18 protein-coding genes are annotated in these 20,455 nt (G+C 67.7%); 11 read left to right on the top strand and 7 right to left on the bottom strand.

The genetic code is table 11. The features are described 5' to 3' along the window. Positions 1–69 precede the first annotated feature (69 nt). The 4 genes from FHT36_RS13800 to FHT36_RS13815 are packed head-to-tail and all read left to right on the top strand — an operon-like array spanning position 70 to position 4,099. Positions 70–843, top strand: a complete 774-nt coding sequence (locus FHT36_RS13800) for a cyclase family protein (protein ID WP_169123066.1) — start codon at positions 70–72, stop codon at positions 841–843. Between the two features lie 23 nt (positions 844–866). Further along, the gene (locus FHT36_RS13805; protein ID WP_169123067.1) at positions 867–1,793 is read left to right on the top strand and encodes a 3-keto-5-aminohexanoate cleavage protein; all 927 of its coding nucleotides are present in this window, start codon (positions 867–869) and stop codon (positions 1,791–1,793) included. Positions 1,794–1,809: 16 nt separating this feature from the next. After that, on the top strand, positions 1,810–2,826 hold the full coding sequence (locus tag FHT36_RS13810) for an SMP-30/gluconolactonase/LRE family protein (protein WP_169123068.1): 1,017 nt from the start codon (positions 1,810–1,812) through the stop codon (positions 2,824–2,826). Positions 2,827–2,863: 37 nt separating this feature from the next. Further along, positions 2,864–4,099 carry an ABC transporter substrate-binding protein gene (locus tag FHT36_RS13815; RefSeq protein WP_169123069.1) on the top strand — a complete coding sequence of 412 codons (1,236 nt, stop codon included), beginning with the start codon at positions 2,864–2,866 and terminating at the stop codon, positions 4,097–4,099. Between the two features lie 55 nt (positions 4,100–4,154). Here FHT36_RS13815 and FHT36_RS13820 read toward each other — a convergent pair whose 3' ends face one another. The 3 genes from FHT36_RS13820 to FHT36_RS13830 all read right to left on the bottom strand — a co-directional run bounded on the left by FHT36_RS13820 (position 4,155) and on the right by FHT36_RS13830 (position 7,146). Next, positions 4,155–5,351 (bottom strand): ABC transporter substrate-binding protein, encoded by a 1,197-nt coding sequence (locus FHT36_RS13820; RefSeq protein WP_210257771.1) that lies wholly within the window; start codon positions 5,349–5,351, stop codon positions 4,155–4,157. Positions 5,352–5,444: 93 nt separating this feature from the next. Continuing rightward, complete coding sequence (locus tag FHT36_RS13825) at positions 5,445–6,224, bottom strand: 3-hydroxybutyrate dehydrogenase (RefSeq protein ID WP_169123071.1); 780 nt, start codon at positions 6,222–6,224, stop codon at positions 5,445–5,447. A 13-nt stretch (positions 6,225–6,237) separates the two neighbouring features. Beyond that, positions 6,238–7,146: a 3-hydroxyacyl-CoA dehydrogenase family protein gene (locus tag FHT36_RS13830; RefSeq protein WP_169123072.1), complete on the bottom strand. Its 909-nt coding sequence runs from the start codon at positions 7,144–7,146 to the stop codon at positions 6,238–6,240. Between the two features lie 301 nt (positions 7,147–7,447). Between FHT36_RS13830 and FHT36_RS13835 the strand changes: the two genes are divergently transcribed. Beyond that, positions 7,448–8,836 carry a sigma-54-dependent Fis family transcriptional regulator gene (locus tag FHT36_RS13835; RefSeq protein WP_169123073.1) on the top strand — a complete coding sequence of 463 codons (1,389 nt, stop codon included), beginning with the start codon at positions 7,448–7,450 and terminating at the stop codon, positions 8,834–8,836. A gap of 21 nt (positions 8,837–8,857) precedes the next feature. Here the strand turns inward: FHT36_RS13835 and xth are convergent, their stop codons facing one another. The 3 genes from xth to FHT36_RS13850 all read right to left on the bottom strand — a co-directional run bounded on the left by xth (position 8,858) and on the right by FHT36_RS13850 (position 11,652). Continuing rightward, a complete protein-coding gene (gene xth, locus FHT36_RS13840; RefSeq protein ID WP_348644456.1) occupies positions 8,858–9,655 on the bottom strand; it encodes an exodeoxyribonuclease III in 798 nt (265 codons plus the stop codon). A 190-nt stretch (positions 9,656–9,845) separates the two neighbouring features. Beyond that, entirely contained in the window at positions 9,846–10,622 is a 777-nt protein-coding gene (locus FHT36_RS13845; protein WP_169123075.1) for an enoyl-CoA hydratase-related protein, read from the bottom strand. Positions 10,623–10,629: 7 nt separating this feature from the next. Continuing rightward, positions 10,630–11,652 (bottom strand): zinc-binding dehydrogenase, encoded by a 1,023-nt coding sequence (locus tag FHT36_RS13850; protein WP_169123076.1) that lies wholly within the window; start codon positions 11,650–11,652, stop codon positions 10,630–10,632. Between the two features lie 166 nt (positions 11,653–11,818). Between FHT36_RS13850 and FHT36_RS13855 the strand changes: the two genes are divergently transcribed. Next, entirely contained in the window at positions 11,819–12,985 is a 1,167-nt protein-coding gene (locus FHT36_RS13855) for an acyl-CoA dehydrogenase family protein (RefSeq protein ID WP_169123077.1), read from the top strand. Here FHT36_RS13855 and FHT36_RS13860 read toward each other — a convergent pair. Beyond that, the gene (locus FHT36_RS13860; protein WP_168462569.1) at positions 12,951–13,517 is read right to left on the bottom strand and encodes a MarR family transcriptional regulator; all 567 of its coding nucleotides are present in this window, start codon (positions 13,515–13,517) and stop codon (positions 12,951–12,953) included. The two genes, FHT36_RS13855 and FHT36_RS13860, sit on opposite strands and share 35 nt — an antisense overlap. A 209-nt stretch (positions 13,518–13,726) precedes the next feature. Here FHT36_RS13860 and FHT36_RS13865 point away from each other — a divergent pair, with 209 nt between their 5' ends. From FHT36_RS13865 to FHT36_RS13885, 5 genes are all read left to right on the top strand, one after another. Continuing rightward, positions 13,727–14,497, top strand: coding sequence for an SDR family NAD(P)-dependent oxidoreductase (locus tag FHT36_RS13865; RefSeq protein WP_348644457.1), 771 nt, complete (start codon positions 13,727–13,729; stop codon positions 14,495–14,497). 9 nt (positions 14,498–14,506) lie between these two features. Next, positions 14,507–15,289: a 2-ketocyclohexanecarboxyl-CoA hydrolase gene (gene badI / locus FHT36_RS13870; RefSeq protein ID WP_169123078.1), complete on the top strand. Its 783-nt coding sequence runs from the start codon at positions 14,507–14,509 to the stop codon at positions 15,287–15,289. A gap of 177 nt (positions 15,290–15,466) precedes the next feature. Further along, positions 15,467–16,639 (top strand): cyclohexanecarboxyl-CoA dehydrogenase, encoded by a 1,173-nt coding sequence (aliB, locus tag FHT36_RS13875; protein ID WP_169123079.1) that lies wholly within the window; start codon positions 15,467–15,469, stop codon positions 16,637–16,639. Positions 16,640–16,661: 22 nt separating this feature from the next. Then, complete coding sequence (aliA, locus tag FHT36_RS13880) at positions 16,662–18,320, top strand: cyclohexanecarboxylate-CoA ligase (protein ID WP_169123080.1); 1,659 nt, start codon at positions 16,662–16,664, stop codon at positions 18,318–18,320. Between the two features lie 38 nt (positions 18,321–18,358). Then, on the top strand, positions 18,359–20,416 hold the full coding sequence (locus FHT36_RS13885) for a 3-hydroxyacyl-CoA dehydrogenase NAD-binding domain-containing protein (RefSeq protein ID WP_169123081.1): 2,058 nt from the start codon (positions 18,359–18,361) through the stop codon (positions 20,414–20,416). The last annotated feature ends 39 nt before the right edge of the window (positions 20,417–20,455 follow it).

The following is a 20,455-nucleotide window of genomic DNA, read 5'->3' on the forward strand; positions in this document are numbered from 1 at the left end:
CTGTACGACTGTACAAAACGAAGACCACAATATCAATGCCCGCGCTACGGGCCGGGAGGACGAGACGCCGTGCCAAGATTCGTCGACATCTCCATTCCGCTGGAAAACGACGTGCCCGCCGACCCGCCCTTCCAGCGGGTTCGCATCGACTATTCCGTCCACACGGAAACCGCCGCCACTCTCTGCGCCGCCTTCCCCGGATTGAAGCCCGAGCAGCTCCCGGACGGCATGGGCTGGGCCGTGGAGACGGCGCATATCTCCACCCACAACGGCACCCATGTGGACGCCCCCTGGCACTATCACCCCACCATGGACGGCGGTGCCCGCGCGATCACCATCGACGAGATTCCCCTCGACTGGTGCTTCCGCCCCGGCGTGAAGCTGGACTTCCGCCACCTGCCCGACGGCCATGTGGTGACGCCCGCCGAGATCGACGCGGAACTCGCCCGCATCGGCCACACGCTGAGCCCCCTCGACATCGTGGTGGCGAACACCGCCGCCGGCACCGCCTATGGCCGGGCAGACTATATCGACAAAGGCTGCGGCTTCGGCCGCGATGCCACGCTCCACCTCGTGAACCAGGGCGTGCGCGTGGTGGGAACGGACGGCTGGAGCTGGGATGCACCCTTCTCCTTCACCGCCCGCCGCTTCGCCGAGACGGGCGATGCCTCGCTCATCTGGGAGGGCCACAAGGCCGGGCGCGAGAAGGGCTACTGCCAGATCGAGAAGCTCCACAATCTCGAGGCGCTGCCCGCCACCGGCTTCACCATCAGCTGCTTCCCGGTGAAGGTGCGCGCCGCCTCCGCCGGCTGGACGCGGGCCGTCGCCATCCTTCCCGATTGAACGCATTTTCGCGGAGACATGTCTTGAGCAAGGTCATCATCACCTGCGCGGTGACGGGCGGCATTCACACGCCCACAATGTCCGACGCACTGCCCATCACGCCCAACGAGATCGCCGAGCAGGCCATCGCCGCGGCGGAAGCCGGCGCCGCCATCCTGCACCTGCACGCCCGCGATCCCAAGGACGGGCGGCCCACGCCCGATCCCGCCGTGTTCATGGAATTCCTGCCGCGCATCAAGCAGGCGACCGATGCGGTGATCAACATCACCACCGGCGGCGGCCTGAACATGACGGTGGAGGATCGCCTCGCCGCGCCGTTGAAGGCCGCGCCGGAAATGTGCTCGCTGAACATGGGCTCCATGAACTTCGCGCTGCATCCCCTCGCGAAGCGCTATTCCAACTGGAAATACGAGTGGGAGGAGCCCTACCTCACCGGCACGAAGGACTTCATCTTCCGCAACACGTTCGGCGACATCGAGCGCATCTACAAGATGCTCGGCGAGGAGCACGGCACCAAGTTCGAGCATGAGTGCTACGATGTGGGCCACCTCTACAATCTCGCCCATTGCCTCGACCAGGGCTGGTTCCGTCCGCCGGTGTTCCTGCAGCTGATCTTCGGCATTCTCGGCGGCATCGGGCCGGACATGGACAATCTGATGTTCATGAAGCGCACGGCGGACAAGCTGTTCGGCAAGGACTATCACTGGTCCGTGCTCGCCGCCGGCCGACACCAGATGCCGTTCGCGACGCAGGCGGCCATGATGGGCGGCAATGTGCGGGTGGGGCTGGAGGACAGCCTGTTCATCGGCCGCGGCAAGCTCGCGACCTCGAATGCCGAGCAGGTCGCGAAGATCCGCCGGATCCTGGAAGAACTCGGCCACGAAATCGCCACCCCGGACGAGGCCCGCGCCACCCTCGGCCTCAAGGGCGCCGACAAGGTGAGCTTCTGAAAACCTGAGGAACGCCATGGCATCGCCCAACCCCATCGACGGCTTTACGGTAGACCCCGCCGCCATCGCCTATGTGGGCGAGGGCCTGCAGCGTCCCGAATGCATCCTCGCCGAGCGCGACGGCTCCCTGTGGAGCGCCGACGCGCGCGGCGGTGTCGTCCACATCCGCCCGGACGGCACGCAGACGCTGATCGCGCAGAGCGAGGCGACGCATTTCGCCTCCGCCACCGACGAGGAGACGCGCTTCGTCTCCGGCACGCTGCCCAACGGCCTCGCCTTCGCCCGCAACGGCGACATCCTCATCTCCAATTTCGGCACCGACCGGCTGGAGGTGATGACCCGCGATGGCCGCTCCCGCGTGCTCGCCGACACCATCGACGGCACGCCCATCGGCAAGGTCAATTTCGTGCTGCGCGACAGCCGCGACCGCATCTGGCTCACCATCTCCACCCGCATCAAGAACTGGATGCAGGCGATGAGCCCGAGCGTGCGGGACGGCTACGTGGCGCTCTACGAGAACGGCCACCTGCGCATCGTCGCGGACGGCTTCTGCTTCACCAACGAGATCCGCTTCGACGCCAACGAGGAATGGCTCTACGTGGTGGAGACCGGCGGCAAGCGGGTGACGCGCCTGCGGGCCCTGGCCAATGGCGATCTGGTGGACCGCGAGACGTTCGGCCCCTCCGACCACGGCGCCTTCATCGATGGCATCGCCTTCGACGCCCATGGCAACCTCTGGGGCACCCATGTGATGACGGACCGCATCTTCGCCATCACCCCGGACGGCGACCTGCGCATCATCCTCGACGACGACCGCGGCAGCGCCGCCGGCAAGGCGCTGATGGCGGCGCTGGAGAACGACGCCGTGACGCCGGAGCTGATGCTCGCCTGCGGCGGCACCATCGCCCCCTGGTTCGCCAGCGTCACCTTCGGCGGGCCGGACCTTCGGACCGTCTATGTGGGCAGCCTCCGCGGCACCCGCATTCCCTTCTTCCGTTCACCGGTGGCGGGCCTGCCCATGGTCCACTGGTGACGGCCGACCAATGAAAAGAACGAACGGGAGGACATCCATGACAGCGAAACTCGGCCCCCTCGCCTTGGCCCTGGCAGCGGGACTTGCCGCAGCCCCGGCAGCGGCGGAAATCTCCGGCGGCACGGTGAAGGTGGGCGTGCTCACCGACATGTCCGGCGTCTACTCCGACATCACCGGCAAGGGCTCGGTGATCGCCGCCCAGATGGCCATCGACGACTGCCTGAAGGCGGAATGCGCCGGCATGAAGATCGAGATGATCTCCGCCGACCACCAGAACAAGGCGGACATCGCCTCCGCCACCGCCCGCAAGTGGATCGATCAGGACGGCGTGGACGTTCTCGCCGACATGTCCAACGCCTCCATCCAGCTCGCCATCGCGCCGCTGGTGAAGGAGAAGAACCGCGTCGCGCTCTTCCCGGGCGGCACCGCGCGCCTCACCGGCGATGCCTGCCAGCCCGGCCATGTGGTGCAGTGGATGTGGGACACCTACGTGCAGGTGGCCGGCATCGCCAACCGCCTCACCCAGCCCGGCACCTCCTGGTATCTCGTGACGGCGGACTATGCCCTCGGCCAGCAGCTGGAGGCGGACGCCAAGACCGTAGTGGGCAAGAAGGGCGGCAAGGTGCTCGGCTCCGTGCGCCATCCCTTCCCGGCGGTGGACCTGTCCTCGCCCCTGCTCACCGCGCAGGGCTCCGGCGCGGACATCATAGCCCTCGCCAATGCCGGCAACGACACGGTGACGGGCATCAAGACCGCCCGCGAATTCGGCATCACCACCTCGAAGCAGAAGCTCGTCGCCTTCTTCCTCACCGCGCTGGACGTGAAGAGCGTGGGCCTGCCGGTGGCGCAGGGCACGCTGCTTTCGGAAGGCTTCTACTGGGATCTCGACGACGGCACCCGCGCCTTCTCCGAGCGGTTCAAGGCGCAGAACGGCAAGATCCCATCCGCCATCCATGCCGGCGTCTATTCCTCCGTCCTCCACTATCTGAAGTCGGTGGCGGCGACGAAGAGCGATGACGCGGAGACCGTGGTGAAGAAGATGGGCGAGCTGCCCATCAAGGACGATGTCGTGCGCAACGCCAAGCTCCGGCCCGACGGACGCATGGTCCACGATTTCTACGTCTTCGAGGTCAAGTCCCCCGAAGCCTCCAAGGGCGAGTGGGATCTCTACAAGCTGGTCGCCACCCTGCCCGGCGACGAGGCCTTCCGCCCGCTCTCCGAAAGCACCTGCCCGGCCATCATCGCCGCGCGCGGCGAGAAGAAGGCGAACTGAGCGAAGGGCCGCGCCCGCATGGCGCGGCCCTTTTCCTGCGGCGGAGCGCCGCCTGCTACTTCACCAGCGGGCAGCCGCTGTCCTTGACCGGGATATAGGCCTCGGCGCCGGGCACGGTCTGGAGCAGGGTGAGATAGTCCCACGGGCCCTTGGACTCGGCCGGCTTCTTCACCTCGAACAGGTACATGTTGTTGAACACGCGCCCGTTCTCGCCGATCTTCGCATCCTTCATCATCATGTCGGTCACGGGTGTGGCGCGCATCTTGGCGGCCACCTTGTCGGTGTCATCCGTGCCAAGGTCCTTTACCGCCTGGAGATAGTGCCGGACCGCGGAATAGACGCCCGCCTGGTTCATGGAGGGCTTGCGGCCGGTCTTCTCCTCGAACTTCTTCGACCACGCGCGGGTCTCGTCGTTCATGTCCCAGTAGAACGAGTTGGACAGGATCAGGCCCTTCGCCACCGGCAGGGTCAGCGCGTGGATGTCGTTGATGTTGAGGAGCAGGCCGGCGAGCGTCTGACCGCCCTGCGGCAGGCCGAACTCGGTCGCCTGCTTCACCGAATTGATGGTGTCGCCGCCGGCATTGGCGAGGGCTACCACCTTGGCGCCGGAGGCCTGCGCCTGCAGCAGGAAGGAGGAGAAGTCGGACGTCGCGAGGGGTACGCGCACGCCGCCCTTCACGGTGCCGCCCATGGCCTTCACCGTCTTGGACGCCTCCTCCTCCAGCGAATGGCCGAAGGCATAATCGGCGGTGATGAAGAACCAGCTCTTGTCGCCCTTGTTCACCAGCGCGCGGGCGGTGGCCGAGGAGACCGAGTGGGTGTCCCACGTCCACATGAAGCCATACGGGCTGCACGCCTTGCCGGTGAGGTCCACCGAGCCGGGGCCGGACATGAGGAAGATGCGCTTGCGCTCCTTGGTGATGGCCTGCACAGCCAGCGCGGCGGCGGAATTGGGCACGTCCGCGATCACGTCCACCTGCTCGGTGTCGATCCACTTGCGGGCGAGGCTCGCCGCAACGTCCGCCTTGTTCTGGTGATCGCCGACGATGATCTCCACCGGCACGCCGTTTATGGCATTGCCGAACTCTTCCGCCGCGAGCCGCGCCGCCTGGGCCGAGCCCTCGCCGTTGATGTCGGAATAGACGCCGGCGAGATCGGACAGAAGCCCGATCTTGATCTTGCCGTCCGACATCTGGGCGAAGGCCGGTCCTGCGAGCCCGGCGACAGCCGTGCCGAGCGCCGCGGCAACCATGAGACCCTTCATGCGTATCCTCCCTGCTTTATGTTTGCCTGATCTTTTGCTTGTCTGATCCGCACCTGAACGCGTCACGCGCCTTGCGCGCCCTCAGCGGGCGACGTAGCCGCCATCCACCGCCAGCGTCGTACCGGTGACACCGGAGCCGGCCGGCGAACACAGGAACACGACGGCCCCGGCGATCTCCTCCGCAGTCACCGGCCGGCGGATGGGCTGGTTCTGGAGGAACACCTCCTTCACCACGTCCTCGGGCGACAGGCCCGTGACCTTCGCCTGGTCGGCCACCTGCATCTCGATGATCGGCGTCATCACCATGCCCGGGCAGACGGCGTTACAGGTGACGCCGGTCTCCGCCACCTCGATGGCGATGGATTTGGTGAGCCCCACGAGGCCGTGCTTTGTGGCCACATAAGCCGCCTTGTGCGGCGCGCCGACGAGCCCGAGCACGGAGGCGATGTTGACGATGCGGCCGAAGCGCCGCTCGGTCATGGAAGCGATGACCGCCTTGCTGGCGTGGAAGGCGGCAGAGAGGTTCACCGCGACGAGGCGGTCCCACTGCTCGTCCGGAAAATCCGCCAGCGCCGAGACATGCTGGATGCCGGCATTGTTCACGAGGATGTCCACCGGACCGAGGTCCGCGCGCGCCGCCGCGACGAGCGCGCGGACCTCGGCCGGGCGGCTCACGTCGGCGCCGTTATAGGCGATCTTCGTACCGGCGGCCGCGGCGAGATCGGCGCGGACAGCCTCGATCTCGTTCGCGTCGCCGAGACCGTTGAGCATCACGTTGCAGCCCTCCCTCGCCAGCGCTCGCGCGATGGCGAGGCCGATGCCCGAGGTGGAGCCGGTGACGATGGCGTTGCGGCCTTTCATGTCTTGGTCTCTCTCATGTGTCGTGAACGTCGAACCGGCGCAGATGGTCCGCGAGGCGCGCGCGCACCGCCTGCGCCTCCGCCTCGGTCCAGTCCCGGAAACCCCCGCCGGTCTTCATGCCGAGGCGGCCGGCGGCGACCAGATCTTCCAGCAGCGGCAGGGGGCCGGGCGTGCGGTCGAGGTCGTGCAGGACATAGCGGTGGACCATCAGCGTCAGGTCCGTGCCGACAAGGTCGGCATTCTCCAGCGGCCCCAGCACCGCGAGGCGCCGGCCGAAGCTCTCCTTCACCACCTCGTCCACGGTCGCGGCATCGCAGACGCCGGCCTGAACCAGCGCGATGGCCTCGCGCCACATGGCATGCTGCAGCCGGTTGCCGATGAAGCCCGGCACGTCCCGGCGCACATGCACCGGTTTCTTTCCGATGCCGGCGAGAAGCGCCATCATGGCCTCGATTTCGGCGTCGCCGGTGCCCTCGGCCTGCACCACCTCCACGAGGGGGATCTGGTGCGGCGGGTTCCACCAGTGCGTGCCCATGGCCCGCCGCCGGTGGGCAAGGCCGGCCATGATCTGCGTGATGGGAATGACCGAGGTGTTGCTGGCGAGCAGCGCGGACGGTGGGGCGGCGGCCTCGATCTCCGCGAACACCCTTTTCTTCAGCTCAAGATCTTCTGGCACCGCCTCGATCACCACGTCGGCGCCGGCAACCGCTGCGGCGAGCGTGTCGACGGGCGTCACCCGGTCTGCGGCGGCCGGATCGGCACCCAGCTGCTCGAGGCTCTCGCGGATGCGGCCGGGAACGCCGGTGCGGCGCGCCGGGTCCGCGTCGTGAATAGAAACAGCAAGTCCGGCGCCGGCGAAAGCCTGCGCAATGCCATGGCCCATCAGGCCGGCGCCAATGACGGCGATCCTCTTCGGCTGCATTTCGTCCCGATGTCTTGCGCGCCCGCCGTCAGGGGCGACCTGTTTTGCCTTTTCCCTGCGCAAGGCGCGTGCCAGCGGCGGAGGCGCCGTGCCGAACCAGCAGAATCAAGGGATTGCGCGGAAGGTCCGGCCAAGCTCGGTGGCGGATGTGTCCAGCATTCCGGACTGAGGCGCCTCGACCTTACCGAGACCTGTCCGCGAAGGGCTCGATTTGTGCATTGACAACGGCCGGCGCGCCTGCTGTCCAGGTCACCGACACACTTGTCTAGAATTTGGACACCCATCCATCCGGATTGGCCCTATGACCACCATCGCCGACGAACGCTTCGCCGCCGCCAGGGCGCTTCTGGGCATGGTGGAGGGCATGATCGACGGGGCGACCCTCGTCGATCGGGAGTCCCGGGTCGTCTGGTTCAGCGAGGGCCAGCTGGCACTGCTCGGCAAGACGGACCTTGCCGAGCTCGTGGGGCAGGAGATCGAGCGCGTCATCCCCCATAGCCGGATGCGCGAGGTGGTGGAGACCGGCCATCCCCATCCCCTCGACATCATCCAGTATGGCGATCGCTGGCTGCTGGTGACGCGGCTTCCGCTGCGGGACGAGACCGGCGCGATCATCGGCGCCATCGCCTTCGCCCTCAAGGACAGCATTCCCTACCTGCGCCCCATTGCCGAGCGGCTCCACCAGATGCAGTCGCGCCTCAGCCGGATGGAGCAGGCTTTCTCCGCCAAGCGGGCCGTGCGTTTCACCGCCGAGCACATCCTCGGCGCGAGCCCCACCATGCGGCAGCTGGCGCGCCTGCTGCGCCGGGCCGGCGAGGTCGGGTCTGCCGTGCTGCTCCTCGGCGAGACCGGCACGGGCAAGGAAATGGCCGCGCATGCCATCCATGCCGCCTCCAAGCGCATGAGCCGGCCGTTCGTGGCCATCAATGTCGCGGCGGTGCCGGAAAACCTGCTGGAGGCGGAGTTTTTCGGCGTGGCGCCGGGCGCCTTCACCGGCGCGGCCCGCCAGCCGCGCCCCGGCAAATTCCAGATCGCCCACGAGGGCACGTTGTTCCTCGATGAGATCGGCGACATGCCGCTGGCCCTGCAGGCGAAGCTGCTGCGCACCCTGCAGGATGGGGAGGTGGAGCCCGTGGGCTCCAACCAGCCGTCGCGGGTGGACGTGCGGATCATCGCCGCCACCAGCCGCCCCCTCGCCGACATGGTGCGCGCGGGCACGTTCCGGCAGGATCTCTATTACCGGCTCAACGTGCTGCCCATCCACCTGCCGCCCTTGCGCGAGCGGGCGGGAGACGTGGAGCTGCTGGCCACCCGCTTCAGCGAGCAGACCGCCGCCGCCTTCGGCGTCGCCGTGCGTCCGCTGACGGCGGCCGCCGTGGCGCGGCTGGAGCGCCATGACTGGCCGGGCAATGTGCGCGAGCTCGCCAATGTCATCGAGCAAATCTATGTGCGCAGCGACGGCGCGCGGATCGAGGCGAGCCACGTCGCGGACGTCCTCCCCGCCCCGCCCGAAGCCGCGCTGGAAGCCACACCGAACCTCGACCTCGCGTCCGCCGTAGCTCGGCTGGAGCGCACCATGATGGCCGATGCGCTGGCGCAGGCGGGCGGCAACAAGCGCGAGGCCGCCGCGCGCCTCGGCCTGTCGCGCAGCAGCCTCTACGCCAAGATCAGGCAATACGGGATGGGCTGAGGGGGAAGGCAGCCCCCGCCCCTATCGCCGGCCAGCCTTGGGCCCCGGCTCGGCAAGCTCGATCCACTCCGGCGCATGGTCGCTCGCTTTCTCCCACCCACGGACCGCCCGGTCCACGTCCGCTGCGGCGAGCCGCGGCGCGAGTTCCGGGCTCAAAAGGAAGTGGTCGATCCGCAGCCCGGCGTCGCGCCCCCAGGCATTCCTGAAATAGTCCCAGAAGGTGTAGATGCGCTCGTCCGGATGCAGCGCCCGCAGCGCATCCGTCCAGCCCTGGCCGACGAGCGCGTGGAACGCGCTCCGCACCTCCGGCCGAAACAGCGCATCCTCCTGCCACCGCGTGGGATTGTAGACGTCGAGGTCGGTCGGCATGACGTTGAAATCGCCGGCGAGGAGCACGGGCACCTTGAGGTCGAGGAGCCCCGCAGCGTAGGCGGTCAGGCGCCGGAACCAGGCGAGCTTGTAGTCGAATTTCGGGCCCGGCGCCGGATTGCCGTTGGGCAGGTAGAGGCAGCCGACAAGGATGCCGTTCACCGCCGCCTCGATGTAGCGGCTCTGGGCATCGTCCAGGTCGCCCGGCAGGCCCCGGCGGGTCTCGATGGGGGCCGCCTCACGGCAGAGGATCGCCACGCCGTTCCAGCTCTTCTGGCCGTGCCAGATGGCGCCATAGCCGGCCTTCTCGATGGCCCCGATGGGAAACCGTTCGTCGGGTGCCTTGAGCTCCTGAAGGCAGACCACATCCGGCGCGGCCTCGGCGAGCCAGCGCAGGAGAACCGGCAGCCGACCGTTGATGCCATTGACGTTGAAGGTCGCGATCTTCACGGCCGGGCACCAGTGGGCGCCATGGCTGCGGCGGTTCCCGGTGCTGCGTCGACGGCACGCGAACCGCCGCCGACCTCGAATAGCCTTCGCCTGTCCATCTGCCGACTCCTCGAAGCACGGAGTATGAACGACGCAGGGCCGCTTTCGATGCAGGGATATTGCGCGGCGCAACCCGATGGGGCCGGCCCCGCTAGAGGCCGCGGAAGATCGGCTTGCGCTTCTCGGCGAAGGCATTCATGCCCTCGCGCCGGTCCTCCAGGGCGAAGGTCGCGTAAAGGAGCCGGCGCTCCACATAGAGCCCCTCCTGAAGATGCGTCTCGTAGGCCTGGTTCACGGCCTCCTTGGCGAGGCGCACCACCGGACCGGACGAGGCGGAAATCCGGGCCGCGATCGCGACAGCCTCGGCGACGTGGGTGCCCGCGGGCACGACGCGGCTGACGAGGCCCATGGCAAGCGCCTCCTGGGCGGAAAGTGCCCGACCAGTGAGGATCATGTCCATCGCCACGGCCTTGCCGACGATGCGGGTGAGCCGCTGGGTGCCGCCCGCGCCGGGGATGATGCCGATGGTGGTTTCCGGCAGAGCGAACCGCGCCGTCTCCGATGCGATGATGATGTCGCACATCAGGGCGACCTCGCAGCCTCCGCCGATAGCGTGGCCCGAGACCGCTGCGATGGTGGGCTTGCGAACCCGCGAGAGCCCTTCCCAGGTGGCGGTGATGAGCTGCTCCTCGTAGACCTCGGCAAAGGTCTTGTCCTTGATCTCCTTGATGTCCGCACCGGCCGCGAACGCCCTCTCCGAGCCGGTGACGACGATGGCGCCGATGGCCGGGTCGGCATCGAAGGCGGCTGCGGCCTGCGACAGCTCGGCGGTGATCCGGCTGTTCAGTGCGTTCAGCGCCTCCGGGCGGTTGAGGGTGATGATGCCGACGGCGCCGTCCGTGGCAGTGAGGATGCTTTCGTAGGTCATAAGTCGCTCACGAAATATGGATCAGGATCTTGCCGAGCCGCGCCGGCTCCTCAAGCCGTGCAAAGGCCGCGGGCACCTCGGCCAGCGGGAACACGCTGTCAATGGGCGGCGCGAGACCGCCGCCGACAAAGGCGAGCATGAGCCGCCGGAACTCCTCCATGGAGCCCATGGTGGAGCCGTGCACGGACAGCTGCCGCACGAACAGGCGCTGGATGTCGGCCGAGGGATGGCCCCCGGTGGTCGCGCCGCAGGTGACGAGATGACCGCCCCGGGCGAGAGACTTGAGCGAACTGCTCCAGGTGCGCTCGCCCACATTGTCGATGACGAGGTCCGCGCCCTCGCCCCGTGTGAGAGCCTGCACCGCCTTGGGCACGTCCTCGGTGCGATAGTCGATGGTGGCGATGCCGAGATCGCGGAAATGGGCGATCTTGTCTTCGCCCGTGGTCGTAACGATGACGCGTGCGCCGGCCATGCGCGCCAGCTGCATGGCGGCATAAGAGACGCCGCCGCCGGCGCCCTGGATCAGCACGACGCAGCCGGGACCTGCGGGCGCCTTGCCGAACACCATCCGCCACGCCGTGAGATAGGCGACGCCCAGCACCGCCGCCTGGTCCATGTCCACGTCATCGGGAAGCTTGACCAGGGCGCGCGTCGGCAGCGCGACATATTCCGCGAAGGTTCCGTGGCGATGCTCACCGAGGATGCGGGCGGAATGGCAGAGCGGCTGGTCGCCCGCAAGGCAGGGCCGGCAGGTGCCGCAAAACTCATAGGGGTAGAGAACCACCTTGTCGCCCGGAGAGAAGCCCGACCCGTCCGGGACTTCCACCACCTCGCCCGCCCCATCCACCCCCATGATGAGGGGCAGCTCATGGGTGATGCCCGCGCCGGAGTCGCGCATGTAGAGATCCACGCGATTGATGGAGGCCGCACGCATGCGCACCTTCGCCCATCCGCTCGGCACGGCAGGCTCAGGCATGTCTTGCAGCACGACGCCATCGACGCCGCGTTTCGTCAGAACAATGGCCTTCACGGCTTTTCCTCCCGAATTTCAGAAAATATATTGTCATACTTGCGCATCAGGCAAGACGCCGCGATGTCAGCCACCGGGCTATCAATTGACATCCAACTCCACGCTTGCACGGTCCCCGTTGTCGATTATATATGCAAATATATTTCCATATAATGGGGAGGACGTCATGGCTCTGGATCCCGGGACCCTGTCCCAGCTCATCGGCACGATCCGCCGCTTCGTCGATGAGCGGCTGATCCCCGCCGAGACAGAGGTGGCCGAGAGCGATGCCATTCCGGACGAGATCGTTGCCGGAATGCGCGACCTCGGCCTGTTCGGCCTCACCGCGCCCGAGGACTATGGCGGCCTCGGCCTCACCATGGAGGAGGAGGTGCTCGCGGTGTTCGAGCTGGGCCGCGCCGCCCCCGCCTTCCGCTCCATGTTCGCCACCAATGTCGGCATCGGCATGCAGGGCATCGCCATCGACGGCACGCCCGAACAGAAGGCGAAATATCTGCCCGGCCTCGCCTCCGGCGACATCATCGGCTCATTCGCCCTCACCGAACCGGAGGTGGGGTCTGACGCGGGATCGGTGAGGACCACGGCGCGGCGCGAGGGCGACACCTATGTGCTGAACGGCACCAAGCGCTTCATCACCAATGCCCCGCACGCCAGCCTGTTCACCGTCATGGCGCGCACCGATCCGGCCCAGAAGGGCGCGGCCGGCGTTTCGGCCTTCGCCGTGGAGCGCGGCACGCCGGGGCTTTCCACCGGCAAGGTGGAGAAGAAGATGGGCCAGCAGGGCGCCCATGTATGCGACGTGATCTTCGAGGATTGCCGGGTGCCGGCCTCCGCGCTGATCGGCGGGGTCGAGGGGCAGGGCTTCAAGACCGCCATGAAGGTGCTCGACAAGGGCCGCCTGCATATCGCGGCCGCCTGCGTCGGCCTGTCCGAGCGCATCCTCGACGACATGCTCGCCTATGCGGTCGGGCGGCGGCAGTTCGGCCGGCCGCTGGCGGACTTCCAGCTGCTTCAGGCCATGTTCGCCGATTCAAAGGCGGACGCCTACGCGGCGCGCTGCATGGTTCTGGATGCGGCCCGAAAGCGGGATGCGGGCGAGGATGTGAGCGTGGAAGCCTCCTGCGCCAAGATGTTCGCCTCCGAGGCGGTGGGACGCATCGCCGACCGCAACGTGCAGGTCCACGGCGGCAACGGCTATATCCGCGAATATCGGGCCGAGCAGCTCTATCGCGACGCGCGCCTGTTCCGGATCTACGAAGGCACGACCCAGATCCAGCAGATCATCATCGCCAAGGCCCTCACCGCCGAGGCGAAGGCACGCGCCGGACTCTAGGCGCCGGTGCGGGCGCGGCTGCCCGCACCTCCTCCTCGTGGCGGGCGGAGGCTTCCGGGTCGAGAGCCTTGAAGTTCGTCAGCATCTTGTCGAGGTAATGGATCATGTGGATCCGGTCCTCAGTGGAGAAGCCGGCGAGCGCCGCGTCGTAATAGTCCGCGATCACGGGACGCATGTTGGCGTCCCACAGGCTGCGCCCCTTGGGCGTCAGGCGGATGAGTCGCGAGCGGTTGTCATTGGCATCGACCGTGCGCTCCACATAGTCCATGGCCTCCAGCCGCTGCAGCACGCCGGCCAGATTCTGCCGCGTGACCAGCAGGAAGGCGGCAAGGTCGCCCACCGCCACGCCCTCCGCGAAGGCCGGGCGGGTCAGCGCGCCGAGCACCGCCCATTGCTGGGTGGTGATCTCGTAGTCATCCAGGGCCCGGGTCCCTGTTTTGTGCAACATGTTGGCGCATTGATAGAGCCGGAAGAAGAGCCTGTTGCTCAAGCCCGGCGAAATGCCCCGCGAACCGCCGCCATCCTTTGTCATTCCTGCACTCTGACCGCGCCGCACCGCGCGGTCAAGGGACGCGCGTGCGGTGCAGTAATGGAAATATATTGACATAAAATCCGCGATGGCCGTAGTTTCATGTCACGGAGTTGGTTGCCGTTCCGGGACGCCGTAATCCCACGATATGACGCAATGTGGCGGTTATGGACACTTCATCCCCGGATCGCGATTTGGGAAGGAATGCCGTCGTGCGGGGTTTGAAAGGGAAAGTCGTTGTTGTAACTGGCGGTGGCGGCGGCATCGGGTCGGCGACCTGCCGGCGCTTTGCCGAGGATGGCGCGCGCGTCATCGTGGCGGATATCAGCGCTGCCGCGGCCGAGACGGTGGTGGAGGAGATCAAGGCCGGCGGGGGCGAGGCCATTGCCCTGGTGGTCGATCTCACCGACTACGCCGCCGTGGCCAAGGCGATCGCCACGGTGGAAGCCGACTTCGGCCCCATCGACGTCCTGGTGAACAATGCGGGCTGGGACCTGTTCGTCCCCTTCCTGAAGTCGGAGCCCGACTTCTGGTCGAAGATCATCGATATCAACCTGCGCGCCGTGCTGAACATCACCAAGCCGGTGCTGGCCTCCATGGTCGCACGCGGACAGGGCGGGCGCATCGTGTCCATCGGCTCGGACGCCGGGCGGGTCGGTTCGTCCGGCGAGGCGGTCTATGCCGCCTGCAAGGCCGGCGTGATCGCCTTCATGAAGACGCTGGCGCGGGAAAACGCCCGCCACGGCATCACCTTCAACACCGTCTGCCCCGGGGTGACCGAGACGGCGATGCTGGAAAGCTTCATGGAAGCGGCCGGCGACAAGGAAAAGCTGCGCACTGCCTTCACCCGCGCCGTGCCGCTCGGCCGCCTCGGCAATCCGGAGGACCTGCCCGGCGCCATCCTGTTCCTGTCCAGCGACGACGCCGCCTTCATCACCGGCCAGGTGATTTCGGTCTCCGGCGGCCTGACCATGCACGGCTGAGGATCAATCATGAGCTATACGGATATCCTCTACGAAATCCGCGGCGGCGCCGCCTGGATCACCATCAACCGGCCGGACAAGTACAACGCCTTCCGCGGCCACACCGTGGACGAGCTGATCCACGCCTTCCAGACCGCCGGCTGGGATCGCAAGGTGGGCGTGATCGTGCTCACCGGAGCCGGCGACAAGGCGTTCTGCACCGGCGGCGACCAGTCGGCCCATGACGGGCAGTATGACGGGCGCGGCGTCATCGGCCTGCCCATCGACGAACTGCAGAGCCTCATCCGCGACGTGCCGAAGCCGGTCATCGCCCGCGTCAACGGCTTCGCCATCGGCGGCGGCAACGTGCTCGCCACCATCTGCGACCTTACCATTGCGTCCGACAAGGCCCAGTTCGGGCAGGTCGGCCCCAAGGTGGGCTCGGTGGATCCGGGCTTCGGCACCGCCTATCTCGCCCGCGTGGTGGGGGAGAAGAAGGCGCGCGAGATTTGGTACCTCAACAAGCGCTACAGCGCCGCCGAGGCGCTGGCCATGGGCCTCGTCAACACGGTCGTTCCGCACGAAGACCTCGACGCCGAGGTGGACCGCTGGGTCGCCGAGCTGATGGAGCGCTCGCCCACGGCGCTCGCCCTCGCCAAGGTGTCTTTCAATGCCGACAGCGAGAGCATCCGCGGCATCTCCGCCCTCGGGATGCGGGCGCTGAGCCTCTATTACGACACCGACGAGAGCAAGGAAGGCGGCGTCGCATTCCGCGAGAAGCGCAAGCCCGACTTCCGCAAGTTCGGCAAGTAGGGCGCCGTCTCCGTCGTCCGGTCCTGTCCCGCCAAGGGGGCGCAAGGGACAGGACGGCGCCGCCATGTCGTCCGTCAGGGCGGCGGCATGGCGGACGCACGGCACGCCAGGCCGAGCCCGGCGCGGAAGCCCTCAGGCAGCAAGAAAAAGCACCCAGGAAACCAAGGCAGGCAAGCCATGACTCCCACGGCCTATCCAACGGTTTTCGACACCGAAGACCTCGTCGCCCTGCGCGATCTCGCCGCAAAATTTGCCGCCGACAAGCTCGCGCCCGGCTACAAGGCGCGCGAGCACACCGGCTCGTTCGGCAAGGATCTGGTGCGCGAGATGGGCAGCCTCGGCCTGATCGCGCCCGAGCTGCCCGAGGAATTCGGCGGCAGCGGCGCCGGCTCCATCTATTCCGGCGTCATCATCGAGGAGATCGCGCGGGGTGACTTCAACTTCGGCTATGTGAACGTCCTCGCATCGCTCAACGGCCAGATCCTCGCGAACTTCGCCAATCCGGAGATCAAGCGCCACTGGCTGCCGAAGCTGACCGCCGGCGAGATCCTGCTGGCCATCGCCCTGACCGAGCCGCGCGGCGGCTCGGACGCGGCCAATCTCGGCCTGCGGATGGAGCGCGACGGCGAGCATTACGTCATCAACGGCGAGAAGACCTCCATATCGGCCGCCGACCAGGCCGCCGCCGCCGTCGTCTTCGCCCGCACCGGACGGCCCGAGGACAAGGCGCACGGCGTGTCCGCCATCTTCGTGCCCATGGACACTCCCGGCATCTCGACGACCCGCTTCACCGACCTCGGCCAGCACGCCATCGGCCGCGGCTCGATCTTCTTCGACAATGTGCGGGTGCCTGCCGATCACCTGCTCGGGGCGGAGAACAAGGGCTTCGTGCAGGTGATGCAGGGCTTCGACTTCTCCCGCTCGCTCATCGGCCTGCAATGCCTTGGAACGGCCCGCCAGTCCCTTGCCGAGGCATGGGCCTACATTGGCGAGCGGCGCGCCTTCGGCAAGCCGCTGGCGTCCTTCCAGGGCATCACCCACCAGCTCGCCGACTTCGACACCCGCGTCGAGGGTGCCCGGCTGCTGAGCTACAACGCGCTGTGGCTGAAGGACAACGGCCTGCCGCATGTGGCGGAGGCGGCGATGGCCAAGTGGTGGCCGCCGCTGCTCGCCTATGAGGCGATCCATGCCTGCCTGCTGATCCACGGCCATGCCGCCTATTCCACCGAGCTGCCATTCGAGCAGCGGCTGCGCGACGTGCTGGGCCTCCAGATCGGCGACGGCACCGCGCACATCATGAAGAACATCATCGCCCGCGAACGGGCGGGTCGGGTCGCGGTCAACGGCTGATCCGGAGACAGGGGAGGAAACCATGCAATTCGACGCCGTGCTCATCGCGCCCCGCCGCGCCCGGATGGAGGCCGAAGGCTTCTGGCAGGGCAAGACCCTGCTCGACTATTTCGAGATCTGCCTCGCCGAGAAGCCGGACGCCGTGGCCGTGCTCACCGTGCTGACCGGCACGGGCGCGCGGCGCGAACTGACCTATGCCGAGCTCGACCGCCTCGCCTGGCGCGCCGCCGCAGGACTGCGCCGCCTCGGCCTCGGCAAGGACGATGTGCTGTCCTGCCAGCTGCCGAACGGCTGGGAATTCGTGGTGCTCTACATCGCCTGCCTCCGGCTGGGCATCGTCTTCAACCCGGTGATGCCCATCTTCCGCGAGCATGAGCTGTCCTTCATGCTCCGCCACGGCGAGACCAAGGTGTTCGCCGTGCCCCGCATCTTCCGCGGCTTCGACCATGAGGCGATGGCACACCGGCTGCAGGCGGACCTGCCCGACCTGCGCCACCTCGTCGTGGCGGGCGGCGTGGGACCGGACGCTTTCGAAGCCTCCCTCCTCGACCCCGCACTGGATGCGGAGGTGCCCGCCATCCGGGAGATCAGCGCCCGGGACCGCAGCGACGCCAACGCGGTGTGCCAGCTCATCTACACCTCCGGCACCACCGGCGAGCCCAAGGGGGTGATGCACACCGCCAACACCATGTATTCCAACCTGATCGCCTATGCGGGACGGCTCGGGCTGGGCGATGCGGACGTGGTGCTGATGGCGTCTCCCATGGCCCACCAGACCGGCTTCATGTACGGCCTGCTGATGCCGTTCATGCTCAAGGCCCGCATGGTGCTGATGGACAGCTGGGACAAGGCGCTGGCGGCGCGGCTCATCGCGCAGGAGGGCGTCACCTTCACCATGGCCTCGACGCCCTTCCTCATGGACATCACCAACACGGTCGAGGAACTGGGCACCGATTCCTCCTCGCTCCGCATCTTCCTGTGCGCCGGCACCGCCATTCCCGGCGTGCTGGTGGAGCGGGCGCGGAAGGTTCTGGGCACCAAGATCATCTCCGCCTGGGGCATGACGGAAAACGGGGCGGTGACGGTCGTCTCCCCCTCGGACCCCGACGAGCGCTCCATCAATACCGATGGCTTCGTGCTGCCGGGCATGGAATTGCAGATCCGGGGTGCCGACGGCGCGGCGCTCCCGGTCGGTCAGGAAGGCGCGCTGTTCGTGCGGGGCTGCTCCAATTTCGGCGGCTACCTCAAGCGGCCGCAGTGGAACGCCACCGATGCCGAGGGCTGGTTCGACACCGGCGACATCGCCCGCATCGACGAGAAGGGCTACATCCGCATCTGCGGGCGCACCAAGGACGTCATCATCCGCGGCGCCGAGAACCTGCCCGTGGTCGAGATCGAGTCGGTGCTCTACAAGCATCCGAGCATCCAGCAGGTGGCCATCGTCGCCTATCCCGACGAGCGCCTGGGCGAGCGGGCCTGCGCCTTCGTCGTGCCGAAGGCAGGCAAGACCTTCAGCTTCGACGAGATGATCGCCTTCCTCGAAAGCCAGCACCTCGCCAAGCAGTACTTTCCCGAGCGGATGGAAGTGCGCGAGCAACTGCCCTCCACCGCCTCCGGCAAGATCCAGAAGTTCGCCCTGCGCACCCTGCTGCGCGAGGAATACGAGCAGTCACGGCCGTGACTGCTCGTCATCGCCGTTCGGCATCAGGTGAGACCGACATGAGCGGACCTGTTCATTTCGCCGTCGCCGACGGCGTCGCGCGCGTCACCATCGACAATCCGCCGGTGAACGTGACGTCCCACGCGGTGCGGCAGGGCCTCGCCGCCGCGCTCGATGCTGCCGAGGCCGCGGGGGTGAGCCGGGTGGTGCTGACGGGCGCCGGCAAGACCTTCATCGCCGGTGCCGACGCCAGGGAGTTCGCCGCCGCGCCCGTGGAACCGCATTTGCCGGATATCATCCGCCGGATCGAGACCTTCCCGGTTCCGGTGGTCGCGGCCATCAATGGCGCGGCCCTCGGCGGGGGGCTGGAGATCGCGCTCGCCTGCCGGGCGCGCATCGCTGCACCAGGCGCGACGCTCGGCCTGCCGGAGGTGACGCTCGGCATCGTCCCCGGTGCCGGTGGCACGCAGCATCTGCCCCGGCTCGTCGGCCTTGGGCCTGCGCTCTCGTTAATCGGCGAGGGCCGGATCATCCAGGCGCAGGAAGCGGAGGCGATCGGGCTGGTGGACGCCATCGCCACGGATCCGGTGGCGTCGGCCCGCACCATCCCGATCCCGGCGCGGCCGGCGACCGGCGCGCTCCCCGCGCCCCAGCCCGATGCGGATGCGATCAAGGCGGCGCGGCAGCAGGCGACCAAGCGCAGCCCCGGCCAGATCGCGCCGCTGAAGGCCATCGATCTCATCGAGGCCGCCACCCGCCTGCCCCTCGACGAAGGGCTGGTGCTGGAGCGCGAAACCTTTCTCGACCTGAAGACCTCCGATCAGGCGGCGGCCCTGCGCCATGTCTTCTTCGCCGAACGGACCGCCATGGCGCAGGGCAAAGCGGGTGGGCGGGACATCGCCTCTGCCGTCGTCGTGGGTGGCGGCAACATGGGCGCGGGCATCGCCTATGCGCTGGCCGGGCTCGGCATTTCCGTGACGCTGGTGGAAAACGACCCGGCCGGCGTCGAGCGGGCGCGGGCCAATGTGGAGCGGCTTTATGCGGATGCGGTCAAGCGGGGCAAGACCACGGCCGAGGCTGCCGCCGCCGAGCAGGCGACGCGCCTCTCGTTCCACGAAGGCTATGGCGCGCTGCCACCGGCGGACTTCGCCATAGAGGCAGTGTTCGAGGACATGGAGGTCAAGCGGCAGGTCTTCTCCGCGCTTGATCAGGCGCTTCCGGAGACAACCATCCTCGCCACCAACACCTCCTATCTCGATGTGAACCGGATTGCGGAGGGCCTGCGCCATCCCGGGCGGTTCCTCGGCCTCCATTTCTTCAGCCCCGCCCATGTGATGAAGCTTCTGGAGGTGATCCGGGCGCGCACCACCTCCGCGGAAACACTGGCAACGGCCCTGCGCCTCGCCGCGCGGCTCAGGAAGATCCCGGTGCTGGCCGGCGTGTGCGACGGCTTCATCGGCAACCGCATCCTCACCCGCTATCGCCAGACCTGCGACATCATGCTGTTGGAAGGCGCCCTGCCGGCCCAGGTGGACCAGGCGCTGCGCGGCTTCGGCATGGCCATGGGGCCCTACGAGGTGCAGGACCTCTCCGGCCTCGACATCGCCTACGCCAACCGCAAGAGGCTCGGCTGGCGCACGAAGGACGGCTTCCGCTACATCCCCATCGCCGACCGGATCGTCGAGGAGACCGGCCGGCTCGGCCGCAAGACGTCGGCGGGCTGGTACGACTACGAGGGCGGCAAGGCGTCCCCCTCCGCGCAGATCGACGCCATCGTCGCGGAGGAATCCGAGCGCGCCGGCATCACCCGCAGGAGCTTCCCGGATGAGGAGATTGTCGCCCGTGCCGTGACCGCCATGGTCGAGGAAGGCTTCCGCATTCTTGAGGAAGGCATCGCGGCAAATCCGGCCGACATCGACCTCGTGATGATCCATGGCTACGCGTTCCCGCGCTGGCGCGGCGGCCCCATGCACTATGCCGGCCGTCTCGGCTTCCCGGAGATCCTGCGCCGGATCGAGACATTCGAGGCGCAGGACAAGCTGTCCTGGGGCGTGCCTGACCTCCTGCGCCGCGCGGTGCGTGACGGGCTCGGCCCGGAGGATCTGAAGCGCGCGTGACGCAGGCTTGGCGTCCCGTGGAACCCATCACCCGCCGGC

Source organism: Xanthobacter sp. SG618 (genome assembly GCF_012932745.1).
GTDB classification, from domain to species: Bacteria; Pseudomonadota; Alphaproteobacteria; order Rhizobiales; family Xanthobacteraceae; genus Xanthobacter; species Xanthobacter flavus.